Raw genomic sequence first — 14,910 nt, 5'->3', positions numbered from 1 at the left:
ATATTCCCGCCTCCTACCAGAATGTAGCTGAGGTGCCTCTCAGCCTTGCTAAGCCTTCGACAAAGAAATAATCGCCATAAATCAGCGGCACATCTACGTTTCTCTGCTCAGGGTAATGGCTGGTCGCGTGCAGCACCAAGCCCTCTTCCGCTTCATTGTCCCATGCTCCGTAGTTTTCGTACATCGAGCGAAGAATACGATCGCCTGCTGCTTGGTACAGCTCTGACTCCTCGCTTGGTACCGCTCTTGCAATCTCAAGTAATCCACATGCCGCACAAGCGCCTGCTGAAGTATCACGATAACGCTCTACACCAGGCGGAAGACGGAAATCCCAATGTGGCACGGAGTCCTCCGGCAAGTTAGCCAGGAAGAAGTGAGCAACGCGCTTCGCTGCCTCCAAATATCTAGTTTCACCTGTATACCGGAAGCTGAGCGCCATTCCATAGATTGCCCACGAAGCTCCTCGTGACCATGCTGAATTCGGAGCAAAGCCTTGTCCACCGTTTACGCTTTCAAACTCGCCTGTCTGCGGATGGAAGATAACGATATGATTAACGGAGCCGTCTGTCCGGATGAAATGCTCAAGCACCGTATCCGCATGTTCCATTGCCAGATGCTTGAACCTAGGATCACCAGTCGTTTCGCTCGCCCAATAGAGCAGCGGCAAGTTCATCATACAATCGATGATCGCCCATCCTTCATTGCGGTCGCCTTCGTTCCATGGATTCCATGCCCTAATATAATTTCCTTTCACATTGAATCGTCCACTAAGTACGCTTGCAGCCAGCAGCGCACGTCTGCGTGATTGCTCCTCGCCCAGCACCTTGTAGCGGGCCACACTCGTTAGCGACCACATAAAGCCAATATCATGATCCAGCTTGTCAAAACCAGTCAATACTTCATCGAGCTGCTGCTCGCATGCTTCCGCAATTTCCTTGTACCGCTCGTCCTTCGACTCCTCGTCACGGTAGAGCAGCCAGAGCAAGCCTGGCCAGAAACCCGCTGTCCACCAATGAGGAGCCTCCAGTACGTAGGTTCCGTCCACACTCGCATGCGGGAATCTTGCACCAATACGGCTGCTCGTTCTCGAAACCTTCTCATGTACCTTTTCCCACGCCTCATCTACCCAAAAACGCTGTGTCATCTCTCATCTCTCTCCCTACTGTCAGATTTATGATTAAGATTCAAATTGAAATACAAATGCTCCAATGAGCGGCCTGCCTTCAACTGCAGCAGCATGAAAATCAAGCGTATACCAATATCGTTCAACACCAAAGTGATCGATGTCACTTCTAGCGGTTACAACAGGTGTCCATATCAAATGATTATAGGTCAGACTCAGTTTTCGTTTGCCCTGAATAATCATTCTCCCTTCTCTCTCCTTCACCGGAGCTAGAAAGGTAATAAATCTCTCTAGTATCGCCTGCTCGGACAACTTGCTAGAATCCGAATAAAAGGAGAAAGAATCGGTCAGCTCAAGAAGTGGGAGCGCTTCCTTCTTCCAGTTGAAGCTGCGCTCCAGCCGCTCAAGTGCCGTGTCAGCGTAGGTCATACTAAGCTCCAGCACCAATTGATCAACGTGCTCGCCAGACGAAGCCGTGATGACCTCAGCGCGATAGGCTGCGCCATTTTGCTGATACTGACCCTCTATAATCGGAACCGAATGTCCTTGTGACCCGTTGCACCATAAGGTATACCGCTCTGGTCCAAAATATTGCGCCGTATATTTCCCGCTGCCGAGATCTGCCAAATAAGCTTGTCCGTCCGCATGCACGATAAAATGACCAGCATCATTATGATTATGCGGCTCCGCATTATGTCCGCCTTTGGCTGCAAAGCTGTAGCTGCCTCCATTAGTACTCACATGCCTAGAAATCAGCCATTGCACATTGGGCAAATAATAGGACTCCGACGGCCATAGCGTCCTTGCGGAAGAAGAGGTCATCCGCTCCTGACTCACCCAAAGCAGATTGCGAATTGCAGGTGCCCAGCGCCCGCAATGGTCTGCTGAATAGCTTGCACGCAAGCTTGCATCCGGCACAATAACCTCGGGATACTCGCTCTGCAAGTAACAGCTGAGCCCCATAAATATACCGCTTTCACTTGGTGAATCAGAGAAGTTCACAACCGTCCCGCCATCTGTGAAGCTTCTCTGCTGGAAGCATGCAATTTCCTTCACTTTGCTCGAGACGAACAGGTCCATTCGACCTTCGGTTGCCGATTTCAGAAGCTGAGCGATATACACAAAGTATCCGAATCCATACTGCCAGTATAGATAACCTTCTGCACAAGCGCCATCCTCGCCAAAACCGCTCAGATAGCAATCAAGTGAGCTAAGCACCCGCTCGAGCAGCTCAGACAATCGCTCCGTATCTTCCATCAGATGGAGCGCTGCTGCCCCAAGCGAGCCGGCGCACACCGCAGACCAATTATGATCCGCCGTCTCCCAGCCATAAGGACCTAGTTCTAGAAAAGGGCGAAACAAACGGCGCTCGACCTCTTCTTCTACCCGTTTCCGGAGCAGAAGCGGCAATCGGTCACCAAGCATGAGCATGACTTCACTTAATGCAAAGCCCGTCTCTGCTGCAAACAAATCGATGTCGGGCCTCTCTGCATCTTCATTGAAATGGGCAGGCAAACACCAGGTAAACTCATTACAGATCGACCAAATCGTATTGCATGCAGCGGCATCGTAAGCTTCGTTTTCTGGTTCTTGCAATGCCATAATGACAAAAGCATTCAACCGTTTTCGTCTTTCAAAATATACCTGTTCATAAGCCAGCCGTTCCCCCGTATCGCCATAAACGCGAAATAAGGTAAACGTCAGCGCTGGATCAGGTGTCTGCAGATACCTTTCGGCGTCGGACCTAACTTCTTCAATCAGCGTACCACTCGAAGCAGCATCCCACAACTTATCTCCGCTGCTGTCATCTATAAGAAGAAGCTTCCCCCGTTTCCTACTCTGGTTCAGAATCTCACTTATTTGCTCGCGTTTCATCCCAGTATTCTCGCTCCCATCGCTTTACCTTTTCCTTGACTTCTATATTACACAGGAGTGACCCGTTCACTTTCAGAGCCGAAGTAACCGTTTGCAACCCTATCGATTCTTTCGACTTGGCTTGAAGCTCCTTTTCCTTACGCATATTGCTTATACATTGTACCAATCATTCCTAAGTTTAGATCCTCTATATATTTCATTAATTGTAACCTGTTCATCTCGGAATGCCAATATTCATAATGAGAAAATCCAGCAACTCACCTTCCACAGCACCAAATAAAAAATACCGCGCAGCGATTGCTCACAGGCGGTATTCGTTGTCAATTATTTAAGTTTGTATTGCAGTCCAGCCAAAATGAAAATGCTCAAATCCTCAATCATCTGATCCAGCTCAGGCTTTCCTTCATCAAGCATAATAGCCCAGTATTCCGTATGTCTATGGAACAATAGTGTTCCTACGATTGACATAAACGCGGTATCCAGTGAGCGGAATTGGAATATTCCCTGTTCCTCGCCTTGCCGCAGCCAATTACGCAGCAGCCTCCACATGGGCATCACATGTTCTCGTATTTTTTGAATACGCTCTGTGTTCATAATAATTTCCTGTTGTATGATACCAATAAGCTGAGGGTCGCGATATCTGAACTTGGTCACTTCACTGACGATAAGTTTAACACCATCAAGAGGACTTAAGTGTGGATTCACTTTAGAAATTTGATCATTAGGGAAAAACTGCTCGAATAAAGCGCCAAACATATTTTCTTTTCCGCCAAAGTGGTAGGAAACGAGGGCAACATTAGCTCCCGCTTCCTCGCAAATTTGCCGTACAGTCGTTTTTTCGAAGCCGTGCTTTGCGAACAGCTTTTTGGCAGCTAACAAGATTCTCACTTTAATATCCGTATCTCCTGTTGTCATCTCGGTCCTCCACTTTAGCATATTTCTTTTATTGTGAATAATACCAGGCGTAACGGCAAGTGCTTAACCTTATCGTTTATGGCCTGCAACCGCAACCTTTGGCTGATGCTGCTGCAACGGCTGTTTCTTAATGGCTACAGCTAGCATACTTATCACGATAGCTACCACTGCAATAAGGCTAAGCTTGAGAGCGTCAGATGTTGCCGCTGGACCGCCAAACAGGATATTCATTGTGCCTTCTACTGCATAGGTTGCAGGCAGGGCATCGCCCAGCTTAATGTAGAAGTCTGACAGCAGCTCACGCGGCACGATTGCGCCTGAAGTAACAAGCTGCGCAGATAACAAAATAATGTTAAACAGCATACCGGCCATACCGAACAAGTAAAGGAATAGCTGCGATACAAAAATAAATGTGAGTACGAACAGCAGCTGGAAGAACCAAATATGAAGGAAGCCATGTGCTATTTGACCACCAAAGGAAGCAAGCAGCGTTGAACCTACTAGTGATACGACAACCGCTGCAATCACATTAAGGATGCTTCTAACACCGAAGCGGTGCCATCTACTAACCGCTCCACTAACTGCCATAGAGGACTGCTCAAAGTTCATCCCCATAATCATCGCGCCAACGTAGGATGCCAGTACCATCATCATCGGAACCATCTGATTATTCATACCTTTTACCACATTTGTAGACTGGATATCCGACATAACGCGCTGTGCCAACCCTTGTGCCGCTGATGCGGCCTGATCAGCTGGCATGTTCATATTGCCGAGTACTGTTTGAATGCCGCCTGCAACAGCTTGACCGTTGATTTGAGCCGTAATTTGTGCAGCCGCACCGCTCATGATGCTTTTGATCAGCGCCGGGTTTGATTCATTAATGAAATATGAAATGGAAGCTGTGCCATCCGCTGCTGAAGCCTTCTGCGTGAAGTCAGCTGGGACGACAACAAGCATCTGAAGCTCACGTGCGTTAAGCTGCTGCTTCGCTTCGTCTACGCTATCGATTTGACTCATTTGGAATGGCAGGTTCTCAAGCAAGCCTGTCGCTATTTGCTGCCCCATTTGCTTATCTTCGTTGACTACAGCAATTTTCAACTGATCAATACGGTCAGTCACGCCATTGTAGCCTGTCATCCATATAACTGAGAAAATGACCTGGAACATAATGGCCGTAATAAGCCCAACCCAAGTCGTTGGACGTTTCATAAAAGCTTGTAGTGCGTTTTTCATTATTTTCACTCCTACCGTATATTTAAACATTTGTTTTAAACGTTTGTTTAAATATTACGAAGAAATCAAAGTTTTGTCAACAAAAAAAAGAAGAAGAGGAATTTCCCCTTCTCCACTAAGCCTTATGAAGCGAGCTATCGAATTCCGCTTCCCATTTCGCGTCTGCGGCTAATTGCTTTTTGTGTACCGTGCCCGATAAGAACACACTGATCTCATACAAGATGATTAACGGTATGGCCACCAATATATCCGATATGAAATCCGGCGGCGTTATGACTACTCCAATAAACACCATAACGAAATAGGCAAACCTGCGCATCTTGCGAAGCCGTTTCGGATTTACCAAGCGAATAGCTGTCAAGAACATAATGACAAGCGGAAGCTCGAATAAAAGCGATATCGGTATGAGCAAATTAAACATGAACGTGAAATACTGAGCAATACCATACGTTTCTTCCAAGTTCAGATGCTGCGAGACCGTCCTTGTGAAATTGAACGCAAGCGGAAATACAACGAAATAAGAAAAAGCCAGTCCGATTAAAAACATAAGAAGAGCGAACGGCACATATTTCAGCGTGGATCGCTGCTCATTCTTGCGCAGTGCTGGCTTTACGAACGCCCACAGCTGAAAAGCAATCATCGGCATTGCCAAGATCAAAGCAATAACGAATGCAAATTTCATATACATCCCGATGCCGTCCCATAGCGAGAACGTATGTAAAGAAATGGTATTGGCTGGCTTCTGGCTCATAAGGAAATCATAAACTGGCTGTGCGAATACAAGCCCGATCACCAAGCCAAGCACTAAAATAATCAACACATATACGAGTCGCTTGCGAAGCTCGCCAAGATGCTCAAGCAGCGGCATCAGCCCCTCCTCACGAAGAAGTGCTTTGCGCGATTTTGGCTTCGATTTGTTATGTTCTTCCGACCCCACCTTTTGCTTACCTCCCTTGCCCAGCGCTTGCTGCCTTTTATTCAATAAAAAAGCGGGCCCGATTAATCCGGCAGCCGCTTATTGTCTTTATCATTATTTTCCGAACGATTCACTTCTGCACGACTGGAATCCTTGTCCTTGCGATCATCATCATCCATCATATCTCTTGCGCCTGCTTTGAATTCCCGCAGCGTCCGTCCGAAAGCACGGCCGAGCTCTGGCAGCTTGTTCGGTCCAAACAGAAGCAAAGCAACCAACACGAGCAATATAATACCCGTTGCACCTATTCCTGACATCTTATTACCTCCTCCATGTCTTACGAATCCATTCCTTTTCGCAAGCATATATCCTTAGCAATTGTTTAAACCGCCGTAGCCCATACCGACAATATCTTCTCGTACGATGACATCCCCTGCAAGCATGCGTGGCAGGAGCACATCGAAGGACGTATATGGATCATGCATGACACAGCCTGGCAACCCCATAATCGGTTTACCATTTATATAGCCTACAAGCAGCATTGAACCTGGAAGCATCGGCGTTCCGTAACTTACGATATCCGCGCCTGCGGCTTTAATCGCACCAGGCGTACGATCATCGGGATCAACCGACATTCCGCCCGTCACTAATATCATATCATACCCTTGTTCCAGCAAATAGTGTATTTCCTTGACAATTGTTTGTCGATCATCCGGAGAGAACCTTTGCTCCGCTACCTCTGATCCCAGCTCCTCCAGCTTATTCTTCACGGCCGGCCCGAACTTATCAGTAATTCTACCGCTGTATACTTCTCCGCCAGTCGTCAGCAAGCCGATCCTCAGCTTTTGGAAAGGACGTACGCGAAGCGGGGCTTCACCATCGTTTGCTAAGCGATATTCAGCCGCAAGTCTCTCCACCGTTTCAACCTTCGTTCTTGGTACAACAAGAGGTATCGCTCTCGTCGCAGCAAGAGGCTGCCCAGACTTGACTACTGTTTTGGACTTAATGGTTGCAAGCGCAATTTCTCCGAGCCCATTAATGGCATCAACGATTCCCTTATCGATCTCTGCAAGCCCCAGCATATCCGATTTGATACTAACCTTGCCCTCATGAGGCTCTGCTAACAATAGATGCTCCCCATATAGCGCTTCTGCCATACGAATAGCAGCATCATCCTCATGCAAATCGTTTGCTCCGAGCTCCATAATGTATATATGCTCTTTCCCAATGTCAAGAAGCTTAGGAATATCTGCTTCCGTCACGATGTGGCCTCTTTTAAACAAACGACCTTTGAACTCACCTGGAATAATGCGAGTCAAGTCATGAGCCAATCGCAGGCCAATCGCCTCATGAACCGACACTTCTTTCAGAATCGTCGACTCACTCTGCTGAATCTCGCCTTCTAATTGCTTCTGTTCCTGGCTCATACACTATGCTCTCCCATCTTTCCCGATAAAATATCGAGCGCATGCGGCAGTTGATCCATTATAGCCATTAAGCTTTCATGCACGCCCTTGGGACTGCCCGGCAAGTTTATGATGAGCGAGCTGCCACGGATTCCGCACACGCCTCTTGATAGCATCGCTCTTCTTGTTTTCTGGAGCGCTCCCATCCGCATAGCCTCAGCAAGGCCAGGAACAGCGCGGTCAATAACCTTGAGCGTTGCCTCTGGCGTTACATCACGCAGGGCAAGACCAGTTCCTCCCGTTGTTAATACAAGATCCGCTTGAAAATATTCGGTCATCTCAATAATCGCCGCCATAATTTCATCCTGCTCATCTGGAACGATCCGATAATCAATAATTTCACCGCCCAGCTCTTCCTCAACTAATTCACGAATAACCTGTGCGCTCGTATCCTCGCGTTCACCGCGTGAGCCCTTATCGCTTGCCGTTAATATTGCTACCTTCCACCGCATTTACATTCCTCCCATTCCTTGTTCGCTCATGGGTTTTACGAGATTTGATAGTCGCCGCTTTTGCCGCCTTTTTTGGAGACAAGCTGTGTCGGACCGATTACCATATCCTTTTGCAGCGCCTTGCACATGTCGTATACAGTCAGTGCTGCGGCTGAGACGGCTGTGAGAGCTTCCATTTCAACGCCGGTTTTTCCGGTCGTTTTGACGGTTCCTTCTATATAAAGCTCATCCGCTCCATTATCGCTGAATACCACGTTGATGCCTGTAAGCGGAAGCGGATGGCACATTGGAATCCAATCAGCTGTTTTTTTGGCAGCCATAATCGCTGCCACCTGCGCAACTGCAAGCACATCGCCTTTCCCAATCTTACCCGCTTTAATTTGTTCTAATGTTTCTGGATTCATCGTTACCTTTGTATGAGCAACTGCCGTGCGCGAAGTAATTTCCTTATCTGTGATGTCTACCATCCGTGCTCGACCCTGCTCGTTGAAATGTGTCAGTCCCACAACTATCGCTCCTTCTACTGGTAACAAAAGCTTGCCTCACAAGAGTCTAAGCCCATCGTAACCATCGCCATACTCTTTCTTTATGTTAATGCATACGTACACCGCGCTCGGTAATGATCCCGCTCATTCTCAAATCATGCTGCTCAAGCGGGACCTCGTCGATAAGCTGTTCTTCGAATGCTGCGCCTAACCAAATCATGTCTGCATGCTCTCGATTCACATTCTGAATAGCCTCGGCAAACCGATCGTAATAGCCGCCGCCATAACCAAGTCGGCCTCCTTGCCTGTCAAATGCTAGACCTGGAACTAAGACAACAGACGGTCTCACTTGCTCAGCCATTTCTGCCCTGTCTGGATCTGGCTCCATAATTCCATATGCACCGACTTGCAGGTCGTCCCAGCTCCGCAAATAATAAAGCGTCATCGAGCGATCCATAGCTATGCATCTTGGGACAATAACATCCACCCCCGTACGCCAGCACCATTCGATTAGCGCAGAGAAATCAAGCTCGCTGCGAAAGGCAACATAGACCATGATCGCAGCTGCGCCTTGCTCCTCAAGCCATTCTTGTGCTTGCGTACATGCCATCTCTGACCATATTTCCCGCTGCTCCAGAGACAAGCTATTCCGCTTCAGGGTCATTTGATTCCGTATGTAAGCTTTATCGCCCGGTAGATTTGGCTTGATCAGAATACTCACCTATTCTAGTTCCCGTCATTATTGTTTCATTAAAAGTAGTTTACCACTGTTATGCAACTTTCGCCAATGCTGACGCTCGTTTATGGTACACTATTGAGTAGTAAAAGCATTCGTTCTTTACAATTTTTTGTTGGAGGTTTCTAAATGCTGCTGCAGGTTTCTAATATTACAAAAAGCTACGGCGTAAATGTCGTATTATCCAATATTTCGATGCAAGTACAAGAGCGGGAACGGATCGGACTCGTAGGCGTGAATGGTGCAGGGAAATCAACGCTGTTAAAAATCATTGCCGGCGAGATGTCTGCCGACTCGGGAGCAATTCACAAGGCTAAAGAAACCAAAATCGGCTACTTGGCTCAAAACAGCGGATTGCAGTCCAATCGTACCATTGAGGCAGAAATGCGCGCCGTGTTTGCACATTTACTTGATGCAGAGCAAGAGCTGCGCGAACTTGAAATCAAAATTGCTGATCCAGCTCTTCATCAGGATGAGAAGCGGTATGCAAGCACACTCGACCGCTATTCCAAACGTTCGGATGAGTTTCGAGAGCAAGGCGGCTTCGAAATCAACACACGCATTAACAGTGTTCTGCACGGGATGGGCTTCGGGAACTTTCCTGCTGATACGCTGATTTCGACACTTAGCGGCGGACAGAAGACGCGACTTGCTCTAGCCCGTATATTGCTGCAAGCACCGGATTTGCTTATGCTGGATGAGCCTACCAACTATCTCGACATTGAGACATTAACCTGGCTAGAGTCTTACTTGCGCGGCTATTCAGGCGCCATTCTTGTCGTTTCACATGACCGCTACTTTCTAGATGCCCTTGCCCAAACCATTATCGAAATCGAGCGCCATGTCTCTAAGCGCTATACAGGCAATTACAGTCGCTACATGGAGCTGAAAGCTGCGGAGTACGAGATCAACATGCGGCAATTCGAGAAGCAGCAGGATGAAATCTCGCGCATGGAGCAATTTGTTCAACGCAACATTGTTCGAGCCTCAACGACTAAGCGCGCCCAGAGCAGAAGGAAATCGCTTGATAAGATGGACAGATTGGACAAGCCGCAAGGCGATTTAAAAAAAGCGCAATTCACTTTCGAAATCGAAAGATCTACTGGTAAAGATGTGCTCGGGATCAGCGATATTTCCGTTACTTTCCCTGAGAAAGAAGTTCCGATATTCCGTAATGTGTCCTTTCAGCTTACACGCGGTGAAACGGTTGCCCTCATCGGTCCTAACGGCATAGGGAAATCGACACTGCTCAAGGTCATTGTTGGTCAAAATCAGCCAACGACAGGTACCATTAAATTCGGATCTCATGTCAAAGTCGGCTACTATGACCAAGAGCAGACAAGGTTGAACGGACAGAACACTGTTCTAGAAGAGGTTTGGGGTGAGTACTCCCATATGGAGGAAGCACGCATCCGTACAGTGCTTGGCAATTTCCTATTCAGCGGAGAAGATGTATTGAAACGAGTATCTTCCCTTAGTGGCGGTGAGAAAGCTCGTGTATCCTTAGCCAAGCTGATGCTTGCTCAAGCTAACCTATTGATTCTGGATGAGCCGACCAACCATCTCGATCTATTCAGTAAAGAAGTACTTGAATCCGCTTTGCTCGACTATGAAGGTACCCTGCTCTTCATATCACATGACCGCTACTTTCTTAACAAGATGGCCGAGCGAATTGTCGAACTCAAACCGTCAGGAACTGATCATTTCCTAGGAAATTATGACGAAATGATAGAGAAAAAACTTGAAATTGAGGAGGCACGGCTCGAAGCCTCGTCCAAACAGGCTTCAGGCTCGAAATCTGCCACCGTTTCCGACAATGTCCCTGCGAATTCATACGAAGCCGACAAGCAAGCTAAACGGGAGGAACGAGCCCGACAGCGGAAGCTGGAACAATTGGAGCAGGACATTGCAGCCTTAGAGCAGCAAATTCTAGAGCTGGAAGAGCAACTGACTGACCCTTCCATATTTAATGATTATGTCCGCATTCAGGAGATCCAAGCTGTTATCGAAGCCCGTAAAACCTCATTAGCTTCTGCTTATGAAGAGTGGGAACAGTATATGTAATAGTACGATTACCCTTTAGGAAGGACGGCGATACAATGAAGTACTCGTCTACAGATGCTGCGCCAGATCAACTGCTGGACTGGGTTATCGCTTCTGTTCAGCCTCAAGGGGTCGCGGTTGGCTTGCTTTTGGTGTAACCGGCTTAACAGACGTATTAGTTGCAGAGTGTCTGGATCTTGATAGGCTTAGCTTGTTGTAAAAAGTATGTTCGGCTATCAAGAGAAACTGCAAACTTAACTCCTCTCAAATACATAAACGGCAGATTAAGGTGAGCAACCATAATCTGCCGTTTATGTTTAATCCGCTAAACAGTTAGCCTATTTAAGCTATATTGATCATCCTAGTACTGTTCTAAACTAATTAACCCTAATCGCTGTGCCTCTTTAATTGCTTCGGAGCGTGAGCGAACGTTGAGTTTATCAAAAATACGCGATAGTTGGTACTCTACATTCCGCTGACTAACATGAAGCATCGCAGCAAGCTCCTTATTGCTAATTCCAGTAGCGACCTCGTGTAGAATCGTTTGCTCCTTCTCGTTGATCGATACATCCTCTATCGCGACTTCTGTGCGGCCTATCGTCACCTCATGCCGTCTCAGCTGCTTTAATAACGAAATCGGTATCACCGTATCGCCTCTCATTACACACCGAATCGCATTGTGCAGCTGTTCTCGAGATACAGTCTTAGATATAAAACCCGAAACGCCGGATTCGATAAGCAGATTAAAGTGCGAACCAATCTCATAGCCAGAATAAATAATAACCTTTCTTTCCGGATCTTGTTGAATAAGTCTTTTGGTTAACTCTAAACCACTGATGCCCGGCATATTCAAATCGCATAGGATGAGATCAAATTGCTCGATTTGTACGATATCTAGTGCTTCGACCGCAGATAGCACAACCGAAACCAACATCTCACAATCCTGTTCAATCATATTTTTAGTTCCTTCACCTACAGAAGGATGATCATCAACTAATAAGATACGAATCACGCGATATACCCCTCTCCGATCTACCGGTTGTCATGATCTCTGGCAATAATATAACAACCTCGAGGCCATTACCGCTTTCTGAATAAAATGTTATGTCTCCTTCAAGACCCGTCACACGCTCTTTAATGCCAGATAACCCCATATGCTCAAATGAAACAATCATTTGATTAACATCCATACCGACACCATCATCCTGATATCGGAAATATATGGTTCCTTGCCGCAGCTCAAGCTCAAGGGTAACTAGCTTCGCTTGCGAATGCTTATCCGCATTACGCAGCAATTCTTGCACGATACGATAAATCGCCGTAATCTGCTCTTCGTTAAGTGGTCGGTTAAACGTTTTCGCTCGGAAATCGACCGCGAAATTAACCCTCATTTGTGTATGCTCAATAATAGATTCAACAGCTTCAACAACACCCATCTCTTTCAGTAGAGGAGGACGAAGTTCATTGCATGTCTCTCGAATCTGATGAATGACATCCAGTAGACCTTCTTTAATATCCTCAAGCTCTCGTCCAAGACTGCTGGAGATCGGATAATCCATCATAATAGCTTCAAGCTTCCTATACCATAACAGCTGATCCTGCAGTGCTGAATCATGCAAATCTGCAGCAAGCTTCCTTCTCTCATTCTCAGAGAGGCAGAATAATAGGCGAAGTACCCACGGCGAAGTAGAATGCTCTTTACGAACCTCAGATTCTAGATCCTCTATTAATCCTTCAATCAGATATAGGTTTTCAAACACAATACTCGCATAATTAGACATCGTCTTCAGCCAACGAACCTCATCCGAATTGAAGCGGGTATGGTTCGTTTTCATTCCAATCCATAAAATATGGTATCTGGAACGCTGTCTGCCTATAACAAGCCCTAATCCATAGGGTAGTTCAATAAGCTCTCCAACCTGAAGCGAGTTCACGGTACCTAGCAGAAACTCGGCAGTAATAAGCTCCTCCGGGTGATCACCCATTGGATAGACGGTGTTCTCCGATTGCTCTACTAGCAGGAAGGTAATTCGTTTCACCGGCAGAAGCTCGGAGATCTCTTGTTTTAGAACCGCTTCTAGGTCGCCTTGCTTCATGACTCTCGCTATTTTACGGGAAAATCGGTCCAAACTATCCTGATAGCTGTACATCGCTTTAAAGAGCCTAGGCCTGAAACGCTGGTCAATTTGTTCCTTTGCATATAAAAACAACGTCATTCCGATGTAAATGACAAAAAACACGCCAAACCATACGGACCAAGACGGACTATTCTCTCCTAATATGACAAATGCCACTAGAGCTGCCACAATGATAGATGGAAATAACGACAGCGCTGTATAGTACTTAAACCGTGTTAAAATAAAATCGATGTCGAATAGTTGATTAGAGGTCGATAGATAGAAATACACGATTGGCAGAACAAATAGGAATAGCGCCGTGAAAGCAGCGGGCAGCACCTGCTCCTTGCCAATAATCTGAGGTAATAGATTCAGTAATGCAAACGGAGTAAAAGCTACTAGGTGTGAAATGAGTGTAATCGTAAACAAGGAGTGCAGTTTCGTACGTCGATGCTGAATGAATTTCCGGATAAGCACATAGACGCACACGAAATTACCTAGTAGCACGGAGCTGCTATAGGCTATTTGAATGTATGTATAAATCTGAATAGAAGACAGGTCTGTCCAAATATAGGTCAGACTGGCTAAGCCTACTAATCCAACTACAGCAAATAATGACGATAATACCCGTTTACTAATTAAACGAGCATCAAAACGTATTAAATAAATATTCATAAAACTCATGAACAGCAGCGGAATATTCGGTAAAACCAAATAGATCACTGTAATACCGATCGGATCACTGCGATTCGATGCAGCTGAGCTATAGTAGCATAAACCTATTGAAAGAAAAAACAAAATAAGCATAATGGCAGCTTTGTCATTACGTCGTTTCGCGTAAAGGAATCCAGAGAAGGCACAAAAAATAACGAGAGATATGCCAGGAATATATAATTGTATTAATAATTCCCACAATGAATGATCACCTGACCAGCCTTTCTGGAAAGTGATCTCTTGTCTCTCATTATCCTTATGTAGAACAGTAACGTTATCCGCATATTCAATAAGATTATATTTCTTCACATTCTCGTAATCACTTACTGGCATTCCATTGACTTGTAATATCTGATCCCCAATCCGTATTCCTTTTACCTCTGCTTGTCCTGCAGGCTCCATCGACTTTACAAAATAACGATTGCTGGCGTCTTCCGTCAAAACAGCGCCAATTGATGGAATTCTGACGATAACCACGGTCAGATATACAAGTGCAGATACAAACAGAGCAAGGAAGAGGAGCGCGATAATGCGGTTTAGAATCGTAGGTCTCATGCAGTCCTCTTCCCTTCAAGCAAATTCAAACGACTAGTTCCACAAAAATGCGTAGCCGCTGTTTTTTTCGTTTTTATTCTTTAATTCACCAAGGAGTGCTTTCTGTTCCGCTGCAGAAACACCTGCTAATTGCATTTGTCCACCCATAGTCATAGACATTTTTTCAGTGCTGCTTACCAACTGACGAATCGTTTCTTTTAACATTTTAACTCCTCCGCTTCTTTTCTACTATTTTAATTTCTCTAGACTATTCTACTATAACAGGAAAAGAAACGAC

14 protein-coding genes are annotated in these 14,910 nt (G+C 46.2%); 1 reads left to right on the top strand and 13 read right to left on the bottom strand.

Annotated elements, in window-relative coordinates; translation table 11 throughout:
* Positions 1-13: 13 nt before the first annotated feature.
* The 10 genes from FGT79_RS26020 to FGT79_RS25975 form a co-directional block, all read right to left on the bottom strand.
* On the bottom strand, positions 14-1,144 hold the full coding sequence (locus FGT79_RS26020; protein ID WP_138755759.1) for a glycoside hydrolase family 88 protein: 1,131 nt from the start codon (positions 1,142-1,144) through the stop codon (positions 14-16).
* A gap of 33 nt (positions 1,145-1,177) precedes the next feature.
* Positions 1,178-2,998 carry a heparinase II/III family protein gene (locus tag FGT79_RS26015; RefSeq protein WP_138755758.1) on the bottom strand — a complete coding sequence of 607 codons (1,821 nt, stop codon included), beginning with the start codon at positions 2,996-2,998 and terminating at the stop codon, positions 1,178-1,180.
* Between the two features lie 324 nt (positions 2,999-3,322).
* Positions 3,323-3,913: a TetR/AcrR family transcriptional regulator gene (locus tag FGT79_RS26010; RefSeq protein WP_171056457.1), complete on the bottom strand. Its 591-nt coding sequence runs from the start codon at positions 3,911-3,913 to the stop codon at positions 3,323-3,325.
* 69 nt (positions 3,914-3,982) lie between these two features.
* Positions 3,983-5,149 (bottom strand): YhgE/Pip domain-containing protein, encoded by a 1,167-nt coding sequence (locus tag FGT79_RS26005; RefSeq protein WP_138755756.1) that lies wholly within the window; start codon positions 5,147-5,149, stop codon positions 3,983-3,985.
* 115 nt (positions 5,150-5,264) lie between these two features.
* On the bottom strand, positions 5,265-6,017 hold the full coding sequence (gene tatC / locus FGT79_RS26000; protein ID WP_138755805.1) for a twin-arginine translocase subunit TatC: 753 nt from the start codon (positions 6,015-6,017) through the stop codon (positions 5,265-5,267).
* Between the two features lie 131 nt (positions 6,018-6,148).
* Complete coding sequence (gene tatA, locus FGT79_RS25995; protein ID WP_138755755.1) at positions 6,149-6,382, bottom strand: twin-arginine translocase TatA/TatE family subunit; 234 nt, start codon at positions 6,380-6,382, stop codon at positions 6,149-6,151.
* A 54-nt stretch (positions 6,383-6,436) separates the two neighbouring features.
* Positions 6,437-7,492, bottom strand: coding sequence for a molybdopterin-binding protein (locus FGT79_RS25990; protein WP_138755754.1), 1,056 nt, complete (start codon positions 7,490-7,492; stop codon positions 6,437-6,439).
* Positions 7,489-7,983, bottom strand: a complete 495-nt coding sequence (locus FGT79_RS25985; RefSeq protein ID WP_138755753.1) for a MogA/MoaB family molybdenum cofactor biosynthesis protein — start codon at positions 7,981-7,983, stop codon at positions 7,489-7,491. The genes FGT79_RS25990 and FGT79_RS25985 overlap by 4 nt, the downstream gene beginning before the upstream one ends.
* A gap of 35 nt (positions 7,984-8,018) precedes the next feature.
* Positions 8,019-8,489 (bottom strand): cyclic pyranopterin monophosphate synthase MoaC, encoded by a 471-nt coding sequence (gene moaC / locus FGT79_RS25980; RefSeq protein ID WP_138755752.1) that lies wholly within the window; start codon positions 8,487-8,489, stop codon positions 8,019-8,021.
* An 85-nt stretch (positions 8,490-8,574) separates the two neighbouring features.
* The gene (locus FGT79_RS25975; protein ID WP_246096632.1) at positions 8,575-9,189 is read right to left on the bottom strand and encodes a 5-formyltetrahydrofolate cyclo-ligase; all 615 of its coding nucleotides are present in this window, start codon (positions 9,187-9,189) and stop codon (positions 8,575-8,577) included.
* Between the two features lie 144 nt (positions 9,190-9,333).
* Here FGT79_RS25975 and FGT79_RS25970 point away from each other — a divergent pair, with 144 nt between their 5' ends.
* Positions 9,334-11,268 (top strand): ATP-binding cassette domain-containing protein, encoded by a 1,935-nt coding sequence (locus FGT79_RS25970; protein WP_138755751.1) that lies wholly within the window; start codon positions 9,334-9,336, stop codon positions 11,266-11,268.
* Between the two features lie 340 nt (positions 11,269-11,608).
* Here the strand turns inward: FGT79_RS25970 and FGT79_RS25965 are convergent, their stop codons facing one another.
* Genes FGT79_RS25965 through comX form a run of 3 tightly spaced genes read right to left on the bottom strand, consistent with a single transcriptional unit; the run spans position 11,609 to position 14,837 of the window.
* Positions 11,609-12,259 carry a response regulator transcription factor gene (locus tag FGT79_RS25965; protein ID WP_138755750.1) on the bottom strand — a complete coding sequence of 217 codons (651 nt, stop codon included), beginning with the start codon at positions 12,257-12,259 and terminating at the stop codon, positions 11,609-11,611.
* Positions 12,237-14,633 (bottom strand): ATP-binding protein, encoded by a 2,397-nt coding sequence (locus FGT79_RS25960; protein WP_138755749.1) that lies wholly within the window; start codon positions 14,631-14,633, stop codon positions 12,237-12,239. The genes FGT79_RS25965 and FGT79_RS25960 overlap by 23 nt, the downstream gene beginning before the upstream one ends.
* Before the next feature lie 33 nt (positions 14,634-14,666).
* On the bottom strand, positions 14,667-14,837 hold the full coding sequence (gene comX, locus FGT79_RS31370) for a competence pheromone ComX (RefSeq protein ID WP_171056456.1): 171 nt from the start codon (positions 14,835-14,837) through the stop codon (positions 14,667-14,669).
* Positions 14,838-14,910 lie beyond the last annotated feature (73 nt).

The organism is Paenibacillus sinopodophylli, assembly GCF_005930355.1.
GTDB lineage: Bacteria > Bacillota > Bacilli > Paenibacillales > Paenibacillaceae > Pristimantibacillus > Pristimantibacillus sinopodophylli.
Note: the sequence above shows the minus strand (reverse complement) of the source record. Positions and strands in the feature narration are given on the sequence as shown.

Coding starts and splice junctions, on each gene's coding strand:
- FGT79_RS25970 (WP_138755751.1), top strand. CDS start 9,334: ATGCTGCTGCAGGTTTCTAATATTACAAAAAGCTACGGCGTAAATGTC.
- tatC (WP_138755805.1), bottom strand. CDS start 6,017: ATGCCGCTGCTTGAGCATCTTGGCGAGCTTCGCAAGCGACTCGTATAT.
- FGT79_RS25985 (WP_138755753.1), bottom strand. CDS start 7,983: ATGCGGTGGAAGGTAGCAATATTAACGGCAAGCGATAAGGGCTCACGC.
- FGT79_RS26005 (WP_138755756.1), bottom strand. CDS start 5,149: ATGAAAAACGCACTACAAGCTTTTATGAAACGTCCAACGACTTGGGTT.
- tatA (WP_138755755.1), bottom strand. CDS start 6,382: ATGTCAGGAATAGGTGCAACGGGTATTATATTGCTCGTGTTGGTTGCT.
- FGT79_RS25960 (WP_138755749.1), bottom strand. CDS start 14,633: ATGAGACCTACGATTCTAAACCGCATTATCGCGCTCCTCTTCCTTGCT.
- comX (WP_171056456.1), bottom strand. CDS start 14,837: ATGTTAAAAGAAACGATTCGTCAGTTGGTAAGCAGCACTGAAAAAATG.
- FGT79_RS26020 (WP_138755759.1), bottom strand. CDS start 1,144: ATGACACAGCGTTTTTGGGTAGATGAGGCGTGGGAAAAGGTACATGAG.
- FGT79_RS26015 (WP_138755758.1), bottom strand. CDS start 2,998: ATGAAACGCGAGCAAATAAGTGAGATTCTGAACCAGAGTAGGAAACGG.
- FGT79_RS25990 (WP_138755754.1), bottom strand. CDS start 7,492: ATGAGCCAGGAACAGAAGCAATTAGAAGGCGAGATTCAGCAGAGTGAG.
- FGT79_RS26010 (WP_171056457.1), bottom strand. CDS start 3,913: ATGACAACAGGAGATACGGATATTAAAGTGAGAATCTTGTTAGCTGCC.